At 68.9% G+C, this 19,389-nt stretch carries 18 protein-coding genes and 1 pseudogene; 12 read left to right on the forward strand and 7 right to left on the reverse strand.

Annotation, left to right across the window (positions count from 1 at the left end; genetic code table 11):
- From NK1_RS35765 to NK1_RS15990, 6 genes and pseudogenes are all read left to right on the forward strand, one after another.
- Positions 1-883: pseudogene (locus NK1_RS35765) on the forward strand (MFS transporter); the annotation flags it as partial.
- A gap of 201 nt (positions 884-1,084) precedes the next feature.
- The gene (locus NK1_RS35770) at positions 1,085-1,816 is read left to right on the forward strand and encodes an MSCRAMM family protein (RefSeq protein WP_245660573.1); all 732 of its coding nucleotides are present in this window, start codon (positions 1,085-1,087) and stop codon (positions 1,814-1,816) included.
- Positions 1,817-2,026: 210 nt separating this feature from the next.
- Positions 2,027-2,812, forward strand: coding sequence for an ATP-binding protein (locus NK1_RS15975; protein ID WP_063009464.1), 786 nt, complete (start codon positions 2,027-2,029; stop codon positions 2,810-2,812).
- Positions 2,761-3,483 carry a hypothetical protein gene (locus NK1_RS15980; protein ID WP_157104296.1) on the forward strand — a complete coding sequence of 241 codons (723 nt, stop codon included), beginning with the start codon at positions 2,761-2,763 and terminating at the stop codon, positions 3,481-3,483. Before NK1_RS15975 ends, NK1_RS15980 begins: the two co-directional genes overlap by 52 nt.
- A gap of 36 nt (positions 3,484-3,519) precedes the next feature.
- Positions 3,520-4,254, forward strand: a complete 735-nt coding sequence (locus NK1_RS34560) for a hypothetical protein (protein ID WP_063009467.1) — start codon at positions 3,520-3,522, stop codon at positions 4,252-4,254.
- Positions 4,255-4,403: 149 nt separating this feature from the next.
- Positions 4,404-5,552 carry a cation:proton antiporter gene (locus NK1_RS15990; RefSeq protein WP_063009469.1) on the forward strand — a complete coding sequence of 383 codons (1,149 nt, stop codon included), beginning with the start codon at positions 4,404-4,406 and terminating at the stop codon, positions 5,550-5,552.
- Between the two features lie 7 nt (positions 5,553-5,559).
- Here NK1_RS15990 and NK1_RS15995 read toward each other — a convergent pair whose 3' ends face one another.
- Together NK1_RS15995 and NK1_RS16000 are read right to left on the reverse strand one after the other, a co-directional pair.
- Positions 5,560-6,366 carry a methyltransferase domain-containing protein gene (locus NK1_RS15995; protein WP_063009471.1) on the reverse strand — a complete coding sequence of 269 codons (807 nt, stop codon included), beginning with the start codon at positions 6,364-6,366 and terminating at the stop codon, positions 5,560-5,562.
- Between the two features lie 21 nt (positions 6,367-6,387).
- Positions 6,388-6,936 (reverse strand): TetR/AcrR family transcriptional regulator, encoded by a 549-nt coding sequence (locus tag NK1_RS16000; protein ID WP_063009473.1) that lies wholly within the window; start codon positions 6,934-6,936, stop codon positions 6,388-6,390.
- A gap of 110 nt (positions 6,937-7,046) precedes the next feature.
- Between NK1_RS16000 and NK1_RS16005 the strand changes: the two genes are divergently transcribed.
- Positions 7,047-7,535, forward strand: a complete 489-nt coding sequence (locus tag NK1_RS16005) for a hypothetical protein (RefSeq protein ID WP_063009475.1) — start codon at positions 7,047-7,049, stop codon at positions 7,533-7,535.
- Between the two features lie 12 nt (positions 7,536-7,547).
- On the opposite strand, the gene NK1_RS16010 is transcribed toward NK1_RS16005, so the two are convergent.
- Complete coding sequence (locus NK1_RS16010; RefSeq protein WP_245660563.1) at positions 7,548-8,942, reverse strand: type I glutamate--ammonia ligase; 1,395 nt, start codon at positions 8,940-8,942, stop codon at positions 7,548-7,550.
- 182 nt (positions 8,943-9,124) lie between these two features.
- Positions 9,125-9,622, reverse strand: coding sequence for a DUF6764 family protein (locus tag NK1_RS16015; protein WP_063009477.1), 498 nt, complete (start codon positions 9,620-9,622; stop codon positions 9,125-9,127).
- Between the two features lie 331 nt (positions 9,623-9,953).
- Between NK1_RS16015 and NK1_RS16020 the strand changes: the two genes are divergently transcribed.
- The 3 genes from NK1_RS16020 to NK1_RS16030 are packed head-to-tail and all read left to right on the forward strand — an operon-like array spanning position 9,954 to position 13,613.
- Entirely contained in the window at positions 9,954-11,081 is a 1,128-nt protein-coding gene (locus NK1_RS16020) for a polyprenyl synthetase family protein (protein ID WP_084461023.1), read from the forward strand.
- 11 nt (positions 11,082-11,092) lie between these two features.
- Positions 11,093-12,631 (forward strand): phytoene desaturase family protein, encoded by a 1,539-nt coding sequence (gene crtI / locus NK1_RS16025; RefSeq protein WP_063009479.1) that lies wholly within the window; start codon positions 11,093-11,095, stop codon positions 12,629-12,631.
- 10 nt (positions 12,632-12,641) lie between these two features.
- Positions 12,642-13,613 carry a phytoene/squalene synthase family protein gene (locus tag NK1_RS16030; RefSeq protein WP_063009481.1) on the forward strand — a complete coding sequence of 324 codons (972 nt, stop codon included), beginning with the start codon at positions 12,642-12,644 and terminating at the stop codon, positions 13,611-13,613.
- Here the strand turns inward: NK1_RS16030 and NK1_RS16035 are convergent.
- Genes NK1_RS16035 through NK1_RS16045 form a run of 3 tightly spaced genes read right to left on the reverse strand, consistent with a single transcriptional unit; the run spans position 13,570 to position 17,040 of the window.
- Positions 13,570-15,042, reverse strand: coding sequence for an SDR family oxidoreductase (locus NK1_RS16035; protein WP_063009483.1), 1,473 nt, complete (start codon positions 15,040-15,042; stop codon positions 13,570-13,572). The genes NK1_RS16030 and NK1_RS16035 overlap by 44 nt on opposite strands.
- A gap of 24 nt (positions 15,043-15,066) precedes the next feature.
- Complete coding sequence (locus NK1_RS16040) at positions 15,067-16,389, reverse strand: cryptochrome/photolyase family protein (RefSeq protein WP_063009541.1); 1,323 nt, start codon at positions 16,387-16,389, stop codon at positions 15,067-15,069.
- A gap of 54 nt (positions 16,390-16,443) precedes the next feature.
- The gene (locus NK1_RS16045; RefSeq protein ID WP_063009543.1) at positions 16,444-17,040 is read right to left on the reverse strand and encodes a lipocalin family protein; all 597 of its coding nucleotides are present in this window, start codon (positions 17,038-17,040) and stop codon (positions 16,444-16,446) included.
- A 278-nt stretch (positions 17,041-17,318) separates the two neighbouring features.
- Here NK1_RS16045 and NK1_RS16050 point away from each other — a divergent pair, with 278 nt between their 5' ends.
- Both NK1_RS16050 and NK1_RS16055 read left to right on the forward strand, forming a co-directional pair.
- Positions 17,319-18,200 carry a MerR family transcriptional regulator gene (locus NK1_RS16050; RefSeq protein WP_063009545.1) on the forward strand — a complete coding sequence of 294 codons (882 nt, stop codon included), beginning with the start codon at positions 17,319-17,321 and terminating at the stop codon, positions 18,198-18,200.
- 131 nt (positions 18,201-18,331) lie between these two features.
- Positions 18,332-19,363 carry an NAD(P)H-dependent amine dehydrogenase family protein gene (locus NK1_RS16055; RefSeq protein WP_063009485.1) on the forward strand — a complete coding sequence of 344 codons (1,032 nt, stop codon included), beginning with the start codon at positions 18,332-18,334 and terminating at the stop codon, positions 19,361-19,363.
- The last annotated feature ends 26 nt before the right edge of the window (positions 19,364-19,389 follow it).

The raw sequence follows: 19,389 nt of genomic DNA on the forward strand, positions 1-19,389 counted from the left end.
GGCGCTGATCGGCGTCCTGATCCTCACCCTGATTCCCGCCACCCCGCCGGCTTCCGCCGCCACCGGACGGTTCGACGTGCTCGGCGCCCTCGGCCTCGGCGTGAGCCTGGTGTGCCTGCTGCTCGCGGTGTCCAAGGGGTCGAGCTGGGGCTGGGGCAGCGGCCTGACCATCGGCTTGTTCGTCGCCGCCGTCGTCGTCCTGCTGCTGTGGGGCTGGTGGGAACTGGCCGCCCGCAATCCCCTCGTCGATCTCCGCGTCACCGCGCGACCGCAGGTACTTCTGACCAACGCGTCCTCAATGGTCGTCGGCATGGCGATGTACGCCCAGTCGCTGGTGGTGCCGCAGCTGTTGCAGCTGCCGAAGGCCACCGGGTACGGACTCGGGCAATCGATGATGGCCATGGGCCTGTGGATGGCACCGGCCGGACTCATGATGATGCTGGTCTCCCCCCTCGGCGCCAAACTCTCCGCCCGCAGCGGACCCAAGATCACACTGATCGTCGGCTGCGTCATCATCGCCGCCGGATACGGATCCTCGATGGCGCTGATGGGCAGCACCTGGGGCCTGCTGATCGTGACGCTGATCATCAACACCGGCGTGGGATTCGCCTACGGCGCCATGCCGGCCCTGGTGATGGCCGCGGTGCCGCAGTCGGAAACCGCCGCCGCCAACAGCTTCAACACGCTGGTCCGCGCGATCGGCACCTCCGTCGCGGCCGCCGTGGTCGGCGCGGTACTGGCGCAGATGACGATCTCGCTCGGCGGGCATGCCCTGGCCAGCGAGAACGGATTCCGCGTGTCGCTGCTGATCGGATGTGGTGTGGCCGTGGCCGGCGCACTGGTGGCGACGTTCATTCCGGGGCATCGGACGGCCGCGATCGCCGCCACCGCCGCTGTGGATATGGATGCCGAGCACAGCTCGCACTCGACTGAATCCGTGGTCGCCACGGCGGCGAACGCTGTGCAACGCAACGGTATTGCGCGGACACCGCGCGAACCGGCGGTGACCGGACCGGTCGCCTTCGGTCACGTCCACGACTCCCGTGGTGCGGCACTGCCGAATGCCGTGCTGACCCTGATCTCGATGTCGGGCCGCCAGATCGGCCGGGCGCTGACGGACGCCGAGGGATACTTCGAACTCGCCGCCCCCGAAGCCGGCTCGTACGTGCTGATCGCCTCGATCGACGGGCGCCGCCCGGACGCGTCCACCGTGCAGCTCGCGCACCATCCGGTGCCCTGCGATGTCGTGCTCACCGCGATGGCCGGACTGGCCGGCACCGTGTCGCGCGGCGACGACGGCGCCGCCATCGCGGGCGCGCGGGTGTCGGCTCTCGACGCTCGCGGTGAGGTGCTCTCCGCCGCGGCCACCACCGACGACGGCACGTTCGACCTCACGGAACTGCCCGAAGGCGACTTCACGATCGCGGTGAGCGCCAACGGCTTTCACCCGGCCGCCCTTGCGGTGCGAGCAGGTGGCAGCGACACACCGCGCCTCGACGTGACGCTGCGCCCCTGCGCCCGCCTGCACGGTGTGGTGCGCGGACGCGACGGCCGTCCCCTGCCCGACGCCCTGGTCACCCTCACCGACTGGGACGGCACCGTGGTCGACACCATGGTCACCGGCCCCGACGGGGCCTACACCTTCGCGAACCTGCACGACGGCACCTACACGGTGGTGGCGAGCGGTTACGCACCGGTGCACACCCCCGTGGTGGTCGGCGGCGAGGCCGAGGAGCTCAATGTGCAACTGGGACACGGCAAATCAAGTGACTTCGATGCCGCCGAGCAACTCACGGCCAGGTATTCGGCCGACTAGCAGTGGGCTCGGGGCGCCGGGCCGACGCCGGCGGGGCTGCACCGACTCTCCTGCGCGCTCACCGGCGACGGGTCCCCGGTCCGCTGAGACCGATCGCCGGCGGCCTCGACAGGCGTAGGGTCGGGTCATGTGCATCACGCACTCATCCACGAGTGCCGGTCGCCGGGCAGGCTCAGGTGTCGAGGTGTCGGCACGCGGAAGCGACTGGCCGTGAATTCCGTTCCCCCCATTCGGTGGCAGCCGACCGACATCGATCGCTGTGTGGTGCTCGAACCCGATCTCACCCTCGATGCGGGGACTTATCGCCAATTCAGCGATGACCTGGTCAAATTCGCGGTCGGCCAGCCTCGGGCCGTCATCGTGCGCGTCGACGGCATGACCATCGCGTCCGAGCCCGCGCTCGCCGCGTTCACCACTGCCTGGCTGCGCACACTGAACTGGCCATGCGTGCCGTTCCTGCTGGTCACCGAGGACGCGGAGCTACGACGCCGGCTGGGGCGCAGCGCCGTCCACCGGTTTCTGGCGGTGCAACCGACTGTCGCCGCCGCTGTCGCCGCGGCGGCCGAGCCACCGCCCCGCCGGCGGACCGACTTGACGGTGGCGCTCTCCCCGGTCACCGGGCACCGAGTGCGCCGAATGATCGACGACGTCTGTGCCGAATGGGGCATCGGTGACATCAGCGAGCTAGCCCAGATCATCGCGACCGAATTCGTCGACAACGCCGACCTGCACGGCCTGTTCACCGGAGTTCCCGATATCGACGTACGGCTGGAATTTCGCGACGACCTGCTCACCATCGCGATCGCGGATCCGGACCCGCGCGAGGCCGTCCTGATGGAATCGGTGCCGGGCGCCGACGGGCACCGGATGCACGGCCTGCACATCGTGGCCGCATTGGCCTCGGCCTGGGGGTGCGTCCGGCGGTGGCCGACCGGCAAGGTCGTGTGGGCGACGCTGGCGACAAGGCCTTCGATCTGCGCCGGACCGGCCGACTGAAAACCGTGGGGCCGATGGAGATCTCTCGGCCCGATCACGTCCGACCGCCCCCGCGCCGGCGCGAAGCGCGGGTGGTTAATGTACGGACGGCTCGTGAGAACGCTCGGTTCACCAACCGAGAGCGCACGGGCGATATCAGGCATCGAGAAAGAAGAATCATGCGTCACGTCATTCGCGCAGCCGCGATCGCGGTTCTCGCCACCTCCGCCACGGTCGGCATCACCGCTCCGGCCTTCGCCGAGTCTGGGTCGCCCGCGACCGCCACGGTCGCGGGCGAACAGGGCACACCGGCCGATCCGGCCGCCCCCGCCGGTACACCGGTCGATCCGACCACCGAGTATCTGAACGCGTTCGACACCATCGCCGGTGCGTGGGCCGACGACTCGACGGTCGGTCAGGTCGTGGGCACGGCGGCCGGCCTGGCGGTCGGCTGTCCGCTCGGCGCGATCACCGGCGGCACGCTGACCATTCCGGTGCCGGTGCTGACACCGATCGGCGTCGTGGGCGGATGCATTCTCGGCGCGGGCACACTCGGTTTCCTCGGTGGCATGGCCGGCGGCATCGTCACCGGCGGACCGGGCTTGGCGAACGCGGTGGGCGACCAGTACAACTCGCTACATTCCAAAGGCCTGATCGCACAGTCGATGCCGGCCGACGGCAACGCACGGTAATCGACACTCGCCCACCGATCAGAGCGGAAGAATTTCATGAAGACCACCACCCGGACCATCGCCGTGTCCACCCTGCTCGCCACCGCCGTCGTCGCGGCGGCCGGGGCGGCTCAGGGCGAGGCCCTCGCGCCGGCGCCCACTGCCCCCGCCCCTGCTGCCCCCGTTGTCCCGCAATCGAATTGGACCGGCACCGATCTGGGCCCCGGCATCCGCTACCAGGACGACACGACCACCGGCACCGCGGCGCTACAGACTCCGCTCGGCGCGGTGGCGGTGCGCCCCGGACAGTTCGACATTCGCGACGGCGCCGGTAGGACACTGCTCGGAACGCCGATCGAGGTTCCCGCGACCGCCGAGTCCGCCCCGCCGGCGACGCCGTCCCAGACCGTCTCCGGCACCGTGGAAACCACTGCGGCACAGCCGAATCAGATCGCCGACACGCAGATGTCGGATCTCAACCAGGCCGTCGCGGCGGCCGGACCGCACATGGGTCTGGCGATGGCGGTCGGCGGTATGGCCGGTTCGGTGATCGGCGCGGCCATCGGCTGCCCCCTCGGTATCGCCACCGGCGGCACCCTGATCTCCGTCGCCACCGCCGGCACCATGACCGTGCCCGCGATGGCCGCGGCCTGCCTGGTCGGCGTGGTCGCGGTGGGCGGCCTCGGTGCCAGCGTCGGCGGAATCGCGGTCGCCATTCCGGTCGGAATCGCCGCGGGCACACAGAAATACAACCAACTGCAGGCCGAACACGCTCAGGGCGTCACGCACTGAGCCCTCGCCGTGCCCGGCTCTCCGCGCATGCGGCCGGGCACGGCGCCGGACAGCAGGCGACGGCGTGTCGGCGTGACCGGGAGTGTTGCACGGCGGACAGTGTGCACGACGTCGAGCGGCAGAAGGTCGAGCGGAAGAAGTAGGCACCGATGAGTTTGTCCACCCTGGCCCTGGTGCTGGCGCTCGGGCTGGCGGGACCGTTGCTGGCGTGGCGCGAAGCCTGGCACATACCGGTGATCGTCGGCGAACTGCTGGCCGGAATCATCTGCGGCGTCACCGGATTCGGGCTGCTCGATGCGTCGGATCCGGTGTTCGCCTTCCTGGCCGATATGGGTTTCGCACTGGTGATGTTCGTGGCCGGCACTCATGTCCCGATTCGTGATCCGCGGATCCGCTCGGCACTCGGAATCGGCGCCGTGCGCGCCGTACTGGTCGGCGCGGCCGCGGCCGTCGTCGGCTACCTGCTGGCCGGGTTCTTCGGCACCGGCCACGGCGCGATCTACGCGGTCCTGCTCGCCTCCTCCTCCGCGGCACTGGTGCTGCCGATCATCGATTCCCAAAGGCTGCGGGGCAGATCGGTGCTGGAGCTCACGGCGCAGGTGGCCATCGCCGATACCGCATCGATCGTCGCGCTACCGCTGGTGATCGACGCGGGCAACGCCGCACGCGCGGCACTGGGCGCGCTGGCGGTGATCGGCACCGCGCTGGTGTTGTTCTTCCTGCTGCGGTGGCTGGAACGATCCGGTCTGCGCCGGCAGGCGCACCGGGTCTCCGAGCACCGCAAATTCGCCCTCGAACTGCGGGTCAGTCTGGCCATCGTCTTCGGGATGGCCGCCCTCGCCACCCGCACGCACGTCTCGATCATGCTCGCCGGGTTCGCGGCCGGCCTGGCCGTCGCGGCCGTCGGCGAACCGCGCCGGGTGGCGCGGCAATTGTTCGCCGCGACCGACGGATTCCTGGCTCCTCTGTTCTTCGTCTGGCTGGGCGCTCGGCTGAATCTGCGGGAATTCGCCGACCGCCCGCGGCTGATCCTGCTCGGACTCGCGCTGGGGGCCGGTGCGCTGCTGGTGCATCTGCTCATGCGGATGCTGGGACAGCCGGTCGCCCTCGGCGCGCTGGCCGCCGCTCAGATCGGTGTGCCGGTCGCGGCCGTCACCGTCGGCACCCAGCTGCACGTGTTGGTTCCGGCCGAGGCGGCGGCGATGATGCTGGGTGCGCTGGTGACGATCGTCGCGGCGGCGGTTGCTGCCGCGCTCGCGGCGCGACGGCCGCCGGTGGCGGATCCGGTCGCGCCGTGAGCGAGGGTCAGGGTTTGTGCGCCACCACCGCGAACATGGTCACCGAGAAGTGATAATCGCCGGTCTCGGCAGCACGCCGCACATCGGCGAGAACGCGATCGCGCTGGTCAGCGGTGATCAATCCGTCGGTCACACCTCGCTCGGTGACCGCCGTGAACATCGGGAGGATCGACTCCGGCTCCCAGATCACGGCCTCGGAACCGATATCGTCGATCACCAGTCCCGCGTCGACCAGCCGGCCCCGTAACTGCCTGCCGGAGTTGCGATTCGGACTGTTGGTCGCCATCCGCTGCTGTAACGCCGCGACGACCTCCGGATCGCCGGGATGGAAGATCGCCGTCGACCAGTCGCTGTCGATCAGCACCACTCGTCCGCCCGGCCGCAGCACCCGGGCGATCTCGGCGGTGGCCTTCGCCGGATCGTCGAGGTGCTGATAGACCCGCTCACAGCGAACCGCGTCGACGGATGCGTCCGGCAGCGGCAGATCGTAGGCCGATCCCTCGATGAATTCGGCCTTCATGTCGGCGGCGCGCTCGCGGGCCACCGTGAGCATCGACGGATTCGGGTCGATACCGATGGCCCGCCCGGACTCGCCCACCAGAGCGGCCAGCTCCACCACTTCGGTGCCGGTGCCCGAGCCCAGATCGAGGGCCGTTTCGCCGGGCCGCAGGGCCAGCGCGGCACGTGCCCATTCGCGCATCCGCACCACGCCGGGTAAGGCGGCCTGATTGTCGAGTATTCGGACGATCAGGTCTTGTTCCGGGTGGTCGACCTGGTCGATGTGGAAGGACGGAACGCCTTGGTCATCGCTCACCCCGCCAGTATGCCCGCGCGGTCAGTCGAACAGCAGCTGTGCGGCGTGGGCGAGCACATCCGATCTGCTCTGCCCGGGGTGTTCGGCCTTGATCAGACGATTGGCGATGACCATCGAGAAAGACAGCAGCGCAACCGCTTCCACGTCCTGTGAGGCGACGCCGGAGTTCCGCAGGAGGGTGCGCAGGTAGTCCATTCTGGCGTTGTCCACTTTCCGCAGCCGCGCCTCCACGTCCGGGTCGCGCCGGGCCCAGGCCCGGATGGCGAGGTCCAGCGGCGTCAAATCCTCGGCGAAGGTGAGCGTGCCGGCCCGCCGGATCTTGCGCTTCGGATCGCCGCCCTCGCGTTCGACCTGTTCGCGCACATCGTCGACGGCTCGGCGCTCCCAGTCGTCGAGCATCGCCTCGAGTAGTTCGTCTCGGGAACGGAACTGCCGGTAGAAACCTCCGCGGGTCACGCCGAGTTGTGCCGCCAGGGCTTCCACCCGGACCGAGTCGGGGCCTTGGTGCTCGAGCACGGACAGTCCGGCATCGACCCACGCCTGCCGCGGAGTTCGCACCGGTGGTGCCATCACGTCCTCCTTCTCGACCGGCTCGCTGTGCCCTTGATTAGATCACCCTCTGATAGATACAGTACTGTTCTGTATCTATTGTGCAGTACCGAAACCAGAAGGTTCTCGTCATGTCCGTGCACACCTCCCCCCGCGTCCGCCAGTGCGGTATCACCGCCGAGCTGCTCACCCTGACCACCCTGGACGACGTCGTCTACATCGACAGCCACGTGCTGGAAACCCCCGCCGCCATCGGCCGCACCGCCGAGCAGTGGGCCCGCACGATCATGGAGGACGTCCCCGAGGAGGTCCGGGCACGATTGCGTGCGGCGTGGGCCGGCATCGAACTCGGCCTCACCCCCGGTGCGCCCGAGACCGTCGCCGGCTGGCGCATCACCTTCTCCGCCCCGGATCGTCTTCTGCTGCGGGCCGATTCGGGACTCGGCTTCCACGGCGAACTGGCGCTCGAGATCCGCGACGGCGTCGTCGCACTGTCGACCTTCGTGGCCATGCGCGGCACGCGCGCGCCGGATGTGTGGTTCGGCGTGGTGCCCGGCCATCTGGCGTTCGTGCGTACATTGCTCGAACGAGCCGACTGTACGGAGCCGGCGGCGAGCTGACGACCGCGCGGCTCAGTACCTCCACCGGCACGCGTCGGTGATCTGCTCGGGCGTGGCGTCGGCGAACAGCGCGATCTCACCGCGCCGCACGCTGCCGATGGTGTCGGCGAGGTCGTCGCCGAATGCCGCCCACAGCACCTCGTCGGCGTCGAAAGCCGCCACCGCGTCCGCGAGCGTGGTGGGCAACGGGGTGATCCCGCGCGCCGACCGGGTGGCGGAGTCGAGGCGAGCCGGATCGCCGGCGACCGGTTCGGGCAGGGTCGCGCCCGCACGCAAGCCCGCCCGGCCCGCGGCCAGCAGGCCCGCCAGTGCCAGGTAGGGGTTGGCGGCGGCGTCGAACGTCTTGATCTCGATATTGGCCGCGCGGTCGCGTTCGCCCTCACTTCCGGTGATATAGCGCAGGGCGGCCTCCCGGTTCTCCAACCCCCAGCAGCGGAAGACACCGGCCCAGCGACTGGGCTGCAACCGCAGATAGCTCGCCACCGCCGGGCAGCCGACGGCCAGCAGCGCGGGCAGATGGTCCAGGATCCCCGCGGCGAAGTGCTCCCCCTCCGCACCGATGCCGAACGGACCGGGACCGCCGCCCATCCGATTCACACCCTCGCGCCACAGGCTCAGATGGACGTGGCCGCCGTTGCCGACGACACCGGGCACGACCATCGGGCTGAACGTCGCCCGCAATCCGTGGGCGTGGCTGACGGCCCGGACGACCTCGCGCACCAGCACGGCGTTGTCGGCGGTGCGGACGGGATCGGCGGAGGCAATCGACAGTTCGAACTGGCCCACCTCGTATTCGGGGTGGATCTGCTCGACGCCGATGCCGCTGTCGCGCACTTTCGTCACCACATCGCGCAGATAGGGGGCCAGTTCGCCGAGTCTGGCCATGCCGTAGGCGGGCGCCGAGGTGGCAGGGATGAAAGTGTCCGGGTCGGGTGGGCCGGGGCGCGATATCGTCCATTCGAATTCGATCGCGGTACGCAATTCGTAGCCGTCGCCGGCCAGTTCGGCGACGAGCCGGCGCAGCAGCAACCGCGAATCGCGTGAATGCGGCGTGCCGCTTTGCGTGTAGCGATCCGCGGGTGCCCACCCCCAGCCCGGTAGCGCGGCCACGGCGGTGGCCCGGTCGACGTCGGGGTACAGCCGCAGGTCACCGGTCGGGCCACCGGCGACGTGTTCGGTCAGGATGGAGTCATCGACCAGGAAGGCGTCGAAAACCGGCGACGCCCCGATGCCCCAGGCGGCCGCGCGCGAGAACCGTTCCACCGGAACGGCTTTCATCCGGACGATGCCGCCGGTGTCGACCCAGGTGATGGCCACGGCGTCGACGTCCCGGGTACTCAGGGCGGCGGCGACGGCGCTCGCCCGATCCGCGCGGTCGCGGCGCAGCTGCTCGGTCAGTGGTTCCACGTCGACTCCCGGGAGTTCGAGGGAAGCCGGCACAACCAGACACAGACGCCGGCGGGTTGCCGCGTTCGAGACTACGCGCCGAGATCCCGATCGCTCGCACTTCCGCCGCTGTCATCCCGGATCACTCGACCACCCACACCTGCGCGGAACCGGCACGAGGACCGTGCCGTGGCGGTGTGGGGTCACCGCATCGACAGGCAGCCCTGGAGGGTCTGGAAATCGCCCGCGAAGCCCGGGCCGCCGGTACATACCGGGGTCCCGACGCCGGAGACGGTGACCGTGGCGCCCGGCCCCGCGATGCCGATGGCCAGACCCGGCCGGACCCCGGCCAGGTCGGCGGTCGCGCCGGGACCGACCGCGATGGCCGCAGGTCCCGACAGCGGCCCCGAGGCGGACCGGGCGGTGCCACCGCCCTGCGCGATGGCCAGCGACAAGCTCGTCGGCCCCGCGTTCGCGGTGGCCGTACCGTTGATGCCGTAGGCGGCAGCCGCGCTCCCGCCGGTGCTGGTGGCCGAACACGCGGCGTCGGCTCCCGTGGCGGCGACCGAGGTGGCGCCCGGCGCCGGGCAGCTGGTGGAGTCGGCTTGGGCCGGCGCGGCCAGCAACGCGGCCGAGGTCAATGCGATACCGCCGCCGGAGATGAGAGCGAACAGCGCGCGACGCGCGGAAGAACGAGACATGAGGGCCTCCTCTGATTGGTTCGTCTCAGCCAGGATACCTCGCAATTCGATGCGTAAACGATGCGACTTCTTCTTTGGCATCTGACTGCCGCGGCAACCTGTCGAACCTGGCCCACCTCGTACGAATAGATAAACGATTCCCCCGTGTTTACGCGACGCACAGTCGACCACCGCAGACGTATACGGTTTTCACTGCATCATTTATGCATCGTTTGCTGTAGCCTTGGGTCGGACGTCGAGGGAGGATCCCCTACCCGAGCCGGAAGACGCGGTCCCCGATCCCACCTCGCAGACCCAGCCGGCACCCGAACCGCCGAACCGAGGAGTGGACATGACCGTCACCATCGACAATTCACGCCGATTGTGTTCCCCCGCAACGATTCTGGCCGATCACCCGGTGAACGCGGCGGACGGTGTGGCATGGTGGCGTGCTGCGGTACGTGATCGAGTGCTGACCGAACTGGACGCCTTCCTGCGCGAGAACCGGATCGGCGCCGTCCACGGGATCGCGGTCGACGACATCGCACGCCGATACGTGGCAGGCGGCAAATGCCTGCGCTCGACGTTCATGTACATCGGCTGGTTGTGTGGTGAGGCCCCGGATGCCGCCGCGCTGCGCGCCGCCGCCGCGCTGGAACTGGTCCACGCCTTCGCGTTGATCCAGGACGATGTGATGGACGAGTCGGCGTTGCGTCGCGGCGCGCCCACCGGACACGTCGCCTTCGCCGAGGCGCACCGCGATCGTCGAATGCCCGGCGACGCCGCACGTTTCGGCGAGTCGGCGGCGGTGCTGCTCGGCGATATCTGCCTGGTCTGGGCGGACAAGATGCTGCGCGACAGCGGAATTCGCCCCGAGTGCCTCTACCGCGTATGGCCCCGCTTCGACGCGATGCGTATCGAGCTGGCGGTGGGGCAGTTCGGCGATCTGCTCAACGACGTCCGCACGGAACCGGATTTCGGGCAGGTACTGGCGCTGGCACGTGCGAAATCCGGCAACTACACCGTGCGCCGGCCACTCGAACTCGGCGCGGCGATGGCCGGATGCGACGAGCCGACCCTGTCGGCGCTGAGCCGGTACGGACGCGCCGTGGGCGAGGCGTTCCAGATGCGCGACGACCTGCTGGGAATCTTCGGAAGCGCCCATGCCACAGGCAAACCCGGTGACGGAGACCTGACTCAGCACAAGGCGACCACCGTGGTTATCGCCGCCCGGCAGCTCGCCGACCCCGCCGCCCGCCGCGAACTCGACACCCTGCTGTCGGCACCGGTCGTCGACGCCGGCGCCACCGACCGACTGCGTGCCCTGATCACCGCCTCGGGAGCGCCCGCCCGGATCGAGGCGATGATCAGCGACCGCATCGGCGAGGCGCGGCACGCGGCCGAGAGCGCGACCCTGCCCGAGCCGATACGCCGCGTACTCGACGGCATGGCACTCATCTGCGTCACCCGCCACCCCTGAGGAGGAAGTCCATGCGCACGACCACAGGTCGCAGCGACCATATCGTCGTAGTCGGAGCGGGGCTGGCCGGACTGTCGGCGGCACTGCACCTGGCCGGCCGCGGCCGCACGGTCACGCTGCTGGAACGTGATTCGGTTCCCGGCGGCCGCACCGGTCGCGTCGACGTGGACGGCTACCGCCTCGACACGGGTCCGACCGTGCTGACGATGCCGCATCTGGTCGAGGAGACGTTCGCCGCGGTCGGTGCGCGGATGGACGACCGCCTGTCACTGGTACCGGTGGATCCTGCCTATCGGGCCCATTTCGCCGACGGGCGTCACCTCGAGGTCCACAGCGACGCCGATCGCATGGCCGCCGCGATCACCGAGTTCGCCGGCGCCGGGCAGGCGGCGGGTTACCGGCGACTGCGCGCGTGGCTGACCCGGCTCTACCGGGCCGAATTCGACTCGTTCATCGCGGCGAATTTCGATTCACCGCTGTCGGCGCTGCGTCCCTCGCTGGCGCGGCTGGCGGCGATGGGCGGATTTCGCCGCTGGGACCGTGCGGTCGCCCAGCACATCGACGATCCGGAATTGCGGCGCCTGTTCACCTTTCAGTCCCTGTACGCCGGAGTCGCGCCCAGCCGGGCGATAGCGGCGTATGCGGTGATCGCGTATATGGACACGATCGCCGGTGTCTGGTTCCCGCGCGGCGGTATGCGAACGCTGCCCGACGCCCTCGCCGCCGCCGCACTCGACGCCGGCGTGGAGATTCGCTACGACACCGCCGTGACGAGCCTCGACCGCAGCGGATCCCGGATCCGCACGGTCGTCACCTCGTCCGGCGAGCGCATCCCGTGCGATGCGGTCGTGCTCACCACCGAGTTGTCCGACACCTACCGGTTGACGGGCCATTCCCCGCGCCGCCCGCTGCGTCCCACAGCGGCACCGTCCGCGGTCGTATTACACGTGGGCTGCGAGGCGATGCCCCGGGCGGCGCACCACCATCTACTCTTCGGCCGCGCCTGGGACGAGGCCTTCGACGACATCATCACCCGCGGCAGCGTCATGACGGATCCGTCGCTGTTACTCACCAGGCCCACCGCGGCAGATTCGAGCCTCGCCCCACCCGGTCGCGACCTGCTCTACATCCTCGCTCCGGTACCGAATCTCGTTCGGGGACCGATCAACTGGGACCGCTTCGGTCCTGCCTACGCCGAGGAGATCCTGACCACGGTCCGGGATCGCCTGCCGTTCCCGCTGTCGGATCCCCGGTTGCTCCACATCACCACGCCCGCCGACTGGGCACGGCGCGGCATGCTGGCCGGCAGCCCCTTCGCGTTGGCGCACACCGTTACTCAGACCGGCCCCTTCCGCCCGGCCAATATGATCCGCGGACTCGAGAATGTGGTGCTGGCCGGTGGCAGCACCGTGCCGGGCGTGGGCATACCGCCCGTCCTGATCTCCGGGCGGCTCGCCGCGGACCGCGTCACCGGGCCGATTTCTTCGCCACGGCCCGCACGCCGACCCGCCACCGCCCTCCCCACACCGGCCGCCGCCATCATCCGCTGATCGGAAAACCATGTCCCCCATCGCTTTGATCGCCAACGGCCGCACCGATACGCAACTGCGGCGGTCCTATCACGCCTGCCGGACGCTCAACGCGCGCCACGGCAAGACCTTCTTCCTGGCCACCCGGTTACTCGCCCCGGATCAGCGTCCGGCGATCCACGCGCTCTACGGCTTCGCCCGCCGCGCCGACGACATCCTCGACGACATCGACCCGAGCCGCCCGGTCACCGAACGCGCGGCGCGACTGGACGCGCTGGCCGCGCAGTTCACCACCGAGGACGCCGATGCCGACGCGGTCCTCCCGGCCGTGCTGGACACAGCACACTCCTACCGCATCGCTGCGTCGCTGTTCGACTCGTTCCTGGAGTCGATGCGCATGGATCTCACCGTCACCGACTATCCGGATCGGCGCGCGCTGGACCGCTACGTCTACGGTTCCGCTGAAGTCATCGGATTACAGGTGCTGCCGGTGCTGGGCACGGTGTGCCCGGTGGACGAGGCCGCCCCCTACGCCGCCGCGCTCGGAAAAGCCTTCCAGCTGACCAACTTTCTGCGCGATGTGGACGAGGACCTGGTCCGGGACAGGGTGTATCTGCCAGCGGACGAACTGGCCGCCCACGGCGTCGACCGGGATCTGCTGCTGTGGTGCCAGGCGCACCGCCGCACCGACGCCCGCGTCCGGCGTGCCCTGATCGCCCAGCACGCCCACACTCGCGGCATCTACGACTACGCCCGGGCCGGCATCGCCCTGCTCGCCCCGCGGTCGCGCCCGTGCGTCACCGCCGCGCTCACCCTCTATTCGGAAATCCTGGATCGGATCGAGAGCCTGGACTTCGACATCTTCGTTCATCGTGCCCGCGTCGGTATTCCGCGACGTGCCGCGGTGGGAACCCGCGGTCTCGCGGCTGCCGTCTGGTCTCGGAGTCGCGTTGCCAGCGCTATGAAACCGACTGGGACACAGCCTCTTCGGCCGCGCCGGTGATGTTGCGGGTCATTCCGCCGAAGATGAGCGCGTGGAAGGGAGCGATCGCCTTCCAGTACAGGTGACCGGCCAGGCCGTGCGGGTCGAATACGGCCCGCTGCCGATAGACCGTGCCCCGCGAATCCTCCTCCACGCTCAGCTCCAGCCATGCCCGACCCGGCACCCGCATTTCCGCGCGCAACACGAGGGTGCGGGGTCGTTCAATGCGTTCCACTCGCCACCAGTCCAGCGCCTCGCCGGCGTGCAGCCGATGCGGGTCTCGTCTTCCCCGGCGCAATCCGGCGCCCCCGGCCAGCCGGTCGATCCAGCCGCGCAACGACCACGCCAGCGGAAACGAATACCAGCCGTATTCGCCGCCGATGGATTCGATCACCCCCCACAGCGTCGCCGGATCGGCGCGGGTGTGGCGTTCTCGCACATCGACGTAAAGGGAACCACCCGACCACGCGGGGTCGGTGGGCAGCGGGGACGACGGTTCACGACCTTGCTGGTCGGCATCCGACCAGCGGGTGGGAACGTCGAAGTCGCGGATGCGCGTCAACGCCAGTTCGACCGCGGTGCGGTAGTCGATCAGTCCGCGCTCCGGGTCGGGGATGTGCTCGGCGATCGCGTGATCTTCGCAGACCACGTCGTTGACCAGCGATTCCATCAGCGGCACCGCGATCGACCTGGGAACCGGGGTGACGAGATTGACCCATTGCGCCGACAGCCAGGGGGTGAGCACCGGGACCGGGACGATCACGCGCCGCGGCAGCCGCGCCACTTCGGCGTAGTCACGCATCATCTGTTCGTAGGTGAGCACATCCGGGCCGCCGATATCGAAGGCGCCGCGCACGTCGGGCGGTAGGTCGGCCGCCCGCGTCAGGTAGTACAGCACATCGCGCACCGCGATCGGCTGGATGCGGTTGCGCACCCAGCGCGGCGTGACCATCACCGGCAGCCGTTCGGTGAGATACCGCAGCATTTCGAAACTGGCCGAACCGGATCCGATGATCACCGCGGCCTGCATCGCTATCGCCGGGACCGATCCCGCGAGCAGGATTCGCCCGACCTCGGCACGGGAGGACAGATGCCGCGACAATCGCTGGCCGGGCGGAACGATGCCGCCCAGATACACGATCCTGCCTACCCCCGCCCGGGCCGCCTGCTCGGCGACCAGTGTCGCCGCGCGGCGGTCGACATCGTCGAAATCCGTTCGCGTCAGCGAATGCACCAGGTAATAGAGCACATCCGTCTCGGCGCAGGCCGCGGCCACATCGTCGGCGCGGAGTACATCACCGCGCAGGACTTCCACGCTGTCGCGCCAGGCGGCGTCGTCGAGTTTGGCCGGGGTGCGGGCCAGCACCCGCACCTCGTGGCCCGCGGCCAGTAGCTCGGGCACCAACCGGCCACCGATGTAGCCGGTCGCACCGAACACCACACATCGCATACCGTCTCCTGATCACCGCATCGATTACATGCCGGGCACTTCCACGATCGGCGCCGGATAGGTCGCCTCGTCGATGTCCTCGCGCCACGGGCGGTGCACCGCCGCGCCGGACAGCTGGGCGAGTTCGGGCAGCCAGCGGCGTACGTACTCACCCTCCGGATCGAAACGGTGCGCTTGCCGTAGTGGATTGAGCGTGCGATTGGGGCGGGTGTCGGTTCCGGTACCCGCGACCCACTGCCAGTTCATCTGGTTGTTCGCCACATCACCGTCGACCAGCCAGTACCGGAAATGGGCTGCGCCGATTCGCCAATCCAGCCGCAGGGTTTTGGCCAGAAACGATGCGGTGATCAGCCGCGCGCGTCCCGGCATCCATCCTTCGTCACGCAGTTGGCGCATCGGCGCGTCGACGATCGGGAAACCGGTGCGACCGTGCGTCCATGCCTCGAAGGCCTGCTCATCCTCGCGGATCTCGACCGGACCGGAGCGGTAATCGGACCACGCCGCCGCGGGCCGGGCCGCCAGCACCTGATGATGGAAGTCGCGCCAGGCCAATTGCCGGGCGAAACTGTGCGCACCCGGGTCCGACATGTCCAGCCTCGACACCACCTCCGCGGCGGACAGGCATCCGAAATGCAGGTACGGCGACAAGTGTGAGGTGCCGTCGGCGGCGAGATCGTCATTGGCCTCGTCATACGCGGTGACCGGATCGGACAGCCAGCGGCGCAATATCTTTCGCGCGGTGGTCTCGCCGCCGACGCGCAGGTTCGGTGAGGTCCGCGCGGTGCGGAGTTCGTCGAGATCCGGTTGTTCGCCGTCGAGCCGCGGCACCTCGAGGTCTGCAGGCGGCGGCAGCGGACGCCGATGGCGAGCGCTTTCCCAGCGCCGGAAGTACGGCGTGAACACCGCGAAATGATCGCGTCCGGTGCTCGGCTCGATCGCATCGAGGTCCACACTGGTCACCGTGGCGGCGTGGGTCTTCACCTGGCAACCGTGGGACTCGAGCCGGTCACGCAGGGCCGACTCGCGTCGTTTGCCGTAGTGGCTGACTTCGGCCGCGAGGTGGACCGACTCCGCCTGCGTCTGGGCGACGATCCGCTCGACCTCGTCGACCACCTTGCCGCGTCGTAGAACGAGATGCGCCCCGCGCCTTCGCAATTCGTCGTCGAGTTCGTCCAGCGCCGCGGCGAGGAATCGCACCCGGTTGGGTGCGGCCTCCGAGCCGGTGATCAACGATTCGTCGAGGACGAACAGGGGAACCACCGCATCGCCGGCACGCTGCGCCGCGGTCAGCATCGGATTGTCGTGAACCCGCAGATCACGGGTGAACAAAGCTACCGCCACACCCATCGCCACTCACCTCCACTCACTGCGCTTGCCCTGACTGGTACGTCGCCCGGGGGCTCACAGCCGGCACAGCGGAGTGATGTCCTCGCGCCCACCGGTCACCGGCGAGGTCAGGTACAGGCAGGGCTGCTCACCGGCGGCCTCGATCGCGGCGACCACGTTGTTCCACTGCACCGCATCCAGTGCGGGTGTGCGGGAGAGTACGAATCCGGAGATCCGATAGGGATCTGTGACCAGGGCCCAGGAGTAGTCCGGGCCAAGCGCGGTCACGATGTAATTGGGCGGACCGTCTAGGCTTTCCTGCGTCGGCACCCCCGGGAACGCCACGCGCAACTGCGCGCCCGTCACGGGATCGACCACGCGCGCCGCACCCTGGATGTCGTTGCTCCCGCCCGACCACGTGGTGCACGAATTGTGCACCGACACATCACCGTTCGGCAGTGCCGCGTACTCGGCGCGCGTATCGCGGGCGCAGACGAGATTGAAATACTGAGGAACCGCGGCGACCTGGTACCACGTTCCGACATAACGGCTCAGATCGAGCGAGGTAACCGGCGCGGGACCGTCCGCCGGACTCGCACCGGCGGGCGCCCCGACGCCGCCGAACACGACCGCCGCCAGGACCGCGACACCTGCCAGCCGAGCCGGGCGCATCGCTGCCGCAGCGAACGCCGTCACGCGGCGGACACCTTCGGTCAGCGTTCCCCCCACCTTCCCGTCGAAGTCAGCGGGCTGATCTACCTGCGAACGATGTCCGAGCACCTGCGACTCCTCTGTTCGATGAGCATGGGTTCGACGCCACAGACGATCCTACAGCAATCGATGCGTAATCGATGCATACTGGAAGTGTCACCCCACGCGTCGCCCCCGCGCGGGTGTCGCAGCACTGCGACGATGCGACGCCCATGCCCGCGAAAGGCAGAATGATCGTCATGTCCGATGCCTCACCCCCCGACAACGACGCGACCGGATTCTCGGTACGCACAGTCGCGGAGCGCATCGGCATTCCCACCGCGACCCTGCGCAGCTGGAATCAGCGCTACGGCATCGGACCCTCCCAGCATCGGCGCGGTCGCCACCGCCTCTACTCCGAGGCCGACATCGCCCGGCTCGAGCGCATGGTCGTGCTCGTGCGCGGCGGATCGAGCCCGGCGCGAGCGGCCGAGTCAGTGCGCGGACCACTACCGATCGCCGGAGACCACGCATCACTCCTCGACGCCGCCTTCACCTCCGACCCCACCACTCTGCAGTCGTTGCTGCTCGCCCACATTCACGCCTTCGGCGTAGTCGACACCTGGGATCGACTGTGTCGCCCGGCCTTCGCCGAGATCGTCCAGCGGCAAGGGGCCGGCATCGGATGCATCGACGTCGAACACCTTCTGTCCTGGTGCATTTCGGCCACACTGCATCGCGCGGTCCCACCTCCGGCCGACACGTCCGCAACACCCGTGCTGCTCGCCTGCACCAGTGGTGAAACACACTCCCTGCCACTCGAGGTGTTGCGCGCGGCCCTCGCCGAGCGCGACGTCCCGGCCACGATGCTCGGCCCCAATGTCCCCACCCCCGCCCTCGGCGATGCCCTCGATCGCAGCGCGCCGGACTCGGCAGCGGTGCTCTGGTCACAGCAGGAATCGACCGCCCTCCTCTCGGCCGTGCGCACATGCGCCGAACGCGGCGCCCGCGTCCTGTTGGCAGGCCCCGGCTGGGAGGACGTGCCCGCACCGAACACCGCCGAAATCGTCAAGAGCCTCCCATCCGCGCTGTCGGAGTTGACCGCCGCCGCCCCGGCAGAGGTGTCGCCACAACGACAGTGATCGGCGGGCGCACCACCCCGCTCCGACGTCGCCGCGAGATCGGCGCGGACCTTGTCACCCCGCGCTCGTGATGCTAATTTCCATATAAGAGAATCACATTCTCGGCACCGGCTGCTCGAAAGGTCGATCACGTGCGCGTCATTCAATGGACCACCGGGAAGGTCGGAAAGCTCAGTCTGCGAGGGATTCTCGACGATCCGCGACTCGAGTTGGCCGGTGTCTACGCCTATTCCGACGACAAGGCCGGGGTGGATGCGGGCAGGCTGTGCGGGCGGCCCGATACGGGAGTGCTCGCCACCGCCGATATCGATGCGCTGCTCGCGCTCGATGCGGATACCGTCATCTACACGCCGTTCATGGCCGACCTCGACCATGCGACACGATTGCTCGAGAGCGGCCTCGATGTCATCAGCACCAACCTGTTCCTCAACGTCGGCGGAATTCAGGGCGAGACGGAGCGGAAACTCGCCGCCGCCTGCGAACGCGGCAACAGCTCGCTGCACATCACCGGCATCAACCCGGGCTGGGTCAATACCGTGACCACCGCATTGACCGCGGTGTGCCGTGACGTCCGATCGATTTCGATCTTCGAATCGGCCGATGTCTCGGTCTACGAATCCGCGGAAACGTGGCAGGCCCTGGGTATTTCACGACCCGAGGCCACCCCGGAGCTGATCGAGATCGCGAAACTGTGGATGAGCACCTTCCGTGATTCGGTGCGGCGCATGGGTGTGGCCCTGGGCTACGAATTCGACGACATGGATTTCTCCATCGAGTACGCGACCGCCGCCGAAACGGTGGATCTGGGCTGGATCCGCATCGAGAAGGACACCATTGCCGCCGTGCGCGGAGGATGGGCCGGCACAGTCGGCGAGAAATCCGTCGTCCGCTCGAACGTCGCCTGGTATCTGACCGAAAAGCTCAACGAGAGCTGGGAATTCGACGACGACCACTATCACATCGTCATCGAGGGAGAACCCGAGGTGCGGACCCGGATCAGGTTCGTCCCGCCGGACAGCTGGGGAAATCACGAGTGGGACACCATGACCGCGATGCCCGCGGTGAATTCCGTCTTCGACGTCGCCCGAGCGCCCGCCGGCATCTCGACGCTGAAAGAGGTGGGATTGCCCTGCGCGCCCGCCGATCTGTGGTTGTCGAGGTGACGCGGTGGGTTCCATCCGGCCACGCC

This window comes from Nocardia kruczakiae NBRC 101016 (genome assembly GCF_001612965.1).
Taxonomy (GTDB): domain Bacteria; phylum Actinomycetota; class Actinomycetes; order Mycobacteriales; family Mycobacteriaceae; genus Nocardia; species Nocardia kruczakiae.

What these genes read in the sequence shown, in the direction of transcription:
- NK1_RS34560 (WP_063009467.1), top strand. Translation starts at nt 3,520, where the DNA reads ATGAAGACCACCACCCGGACCATCGCCGTGTCCACCCTGCTCGCCACC.
- NK1_RS16005 (WP_063009475.1), top strand. Translation starts at nt 7,047, where the DNA reads ATGTCCGTGCACACCTCCCCCCGCGTCCGCCAGTGCGGTATCACCGCC.
- NK1_RS16000 (WP_063009473.1), bottom strand. Translation starts at nt 6,936, where the DNA reads ATGGCACCACCGGTGCGAACTCCGCGGCAGGCGTGGGTCGATGCCGGA.
- NK1_RS35770 (WP_245660573.1), top strand. Translation starts at nt 1,085, where the DNA reads ATGTCGGGCCGCCAGATCGGCCGGGCGCTGACGGACGCCGAGGGATAC.
- NK1_RS16035 (WP_063009483.1), bottom strand. Translation starts at nt 15,042, where the DNA reads ATGCGATGTGTGGTGTTCGGTGCGACCGGCTACATCGGTGGCCGGTTG.
- NK1_RS16045 (WP_063009543.1), bottom strand. Translation starts at nt 17,040, where the DNA reads ATGCGCCCGGCTCGGCTGGCAGGTGTCGCGGTCCTGGCGGCGGTCGTG.
- crtI (WP_063009479.1), top strand. Translation starts at nt 11,093, where the DNA reads ATGCGCACGACCACAGGTCGCAGCGACCATATCGTCGTAGTCGGAGCG.
- NK1_RS16050 (WP_063009545.1), top strand. Translation starts at nt 17,319, where the DNA reads ATGTCCGATGCCTCACCCCCCGACAACGACGCGACCGGATTCTCGGTA.
- NK1_RS16040 (WP_063009541.1), bottom strand. Translation starts at nt 16,389, where the DNA reads ATGGGTGTGGCGGTAGCTTTGTTCACCCGTGATCTGCGGGTTCACGAC.
- NK1_RS16030 (WP_063009481.1), top strand. Translation starts at nt 12,642, where the DNA reads ATGTCCCCCATCGCTTTGATCGCCAACGGCCGCACCGATACGCAACTG.
- NK1_RS15990 (WP_063009469.1), top strand. Translation starts at nt 4,404, where the DNA reads ATGAGTTTGTCCACCCTGGCCCTGGTGCTGGCGCTCGGGCTGGCGGGA.
- NK1_RS16015 (WP_063009477.1), bottom strand. Translation starts at nt 9,622, where the DNA reads ATGTCTCGTTCTTCCGCGCGTCGCGCGCTGTTCGCTCTCATCTCCGGC.
- NK1_RS16020 (WP_084461023.1), top strand. Translation starts at nt 9,954, where the DNA reads ATGACCGTCACCATCGACAATTCACGCCGATTGTGTTCCCCCGCAACG.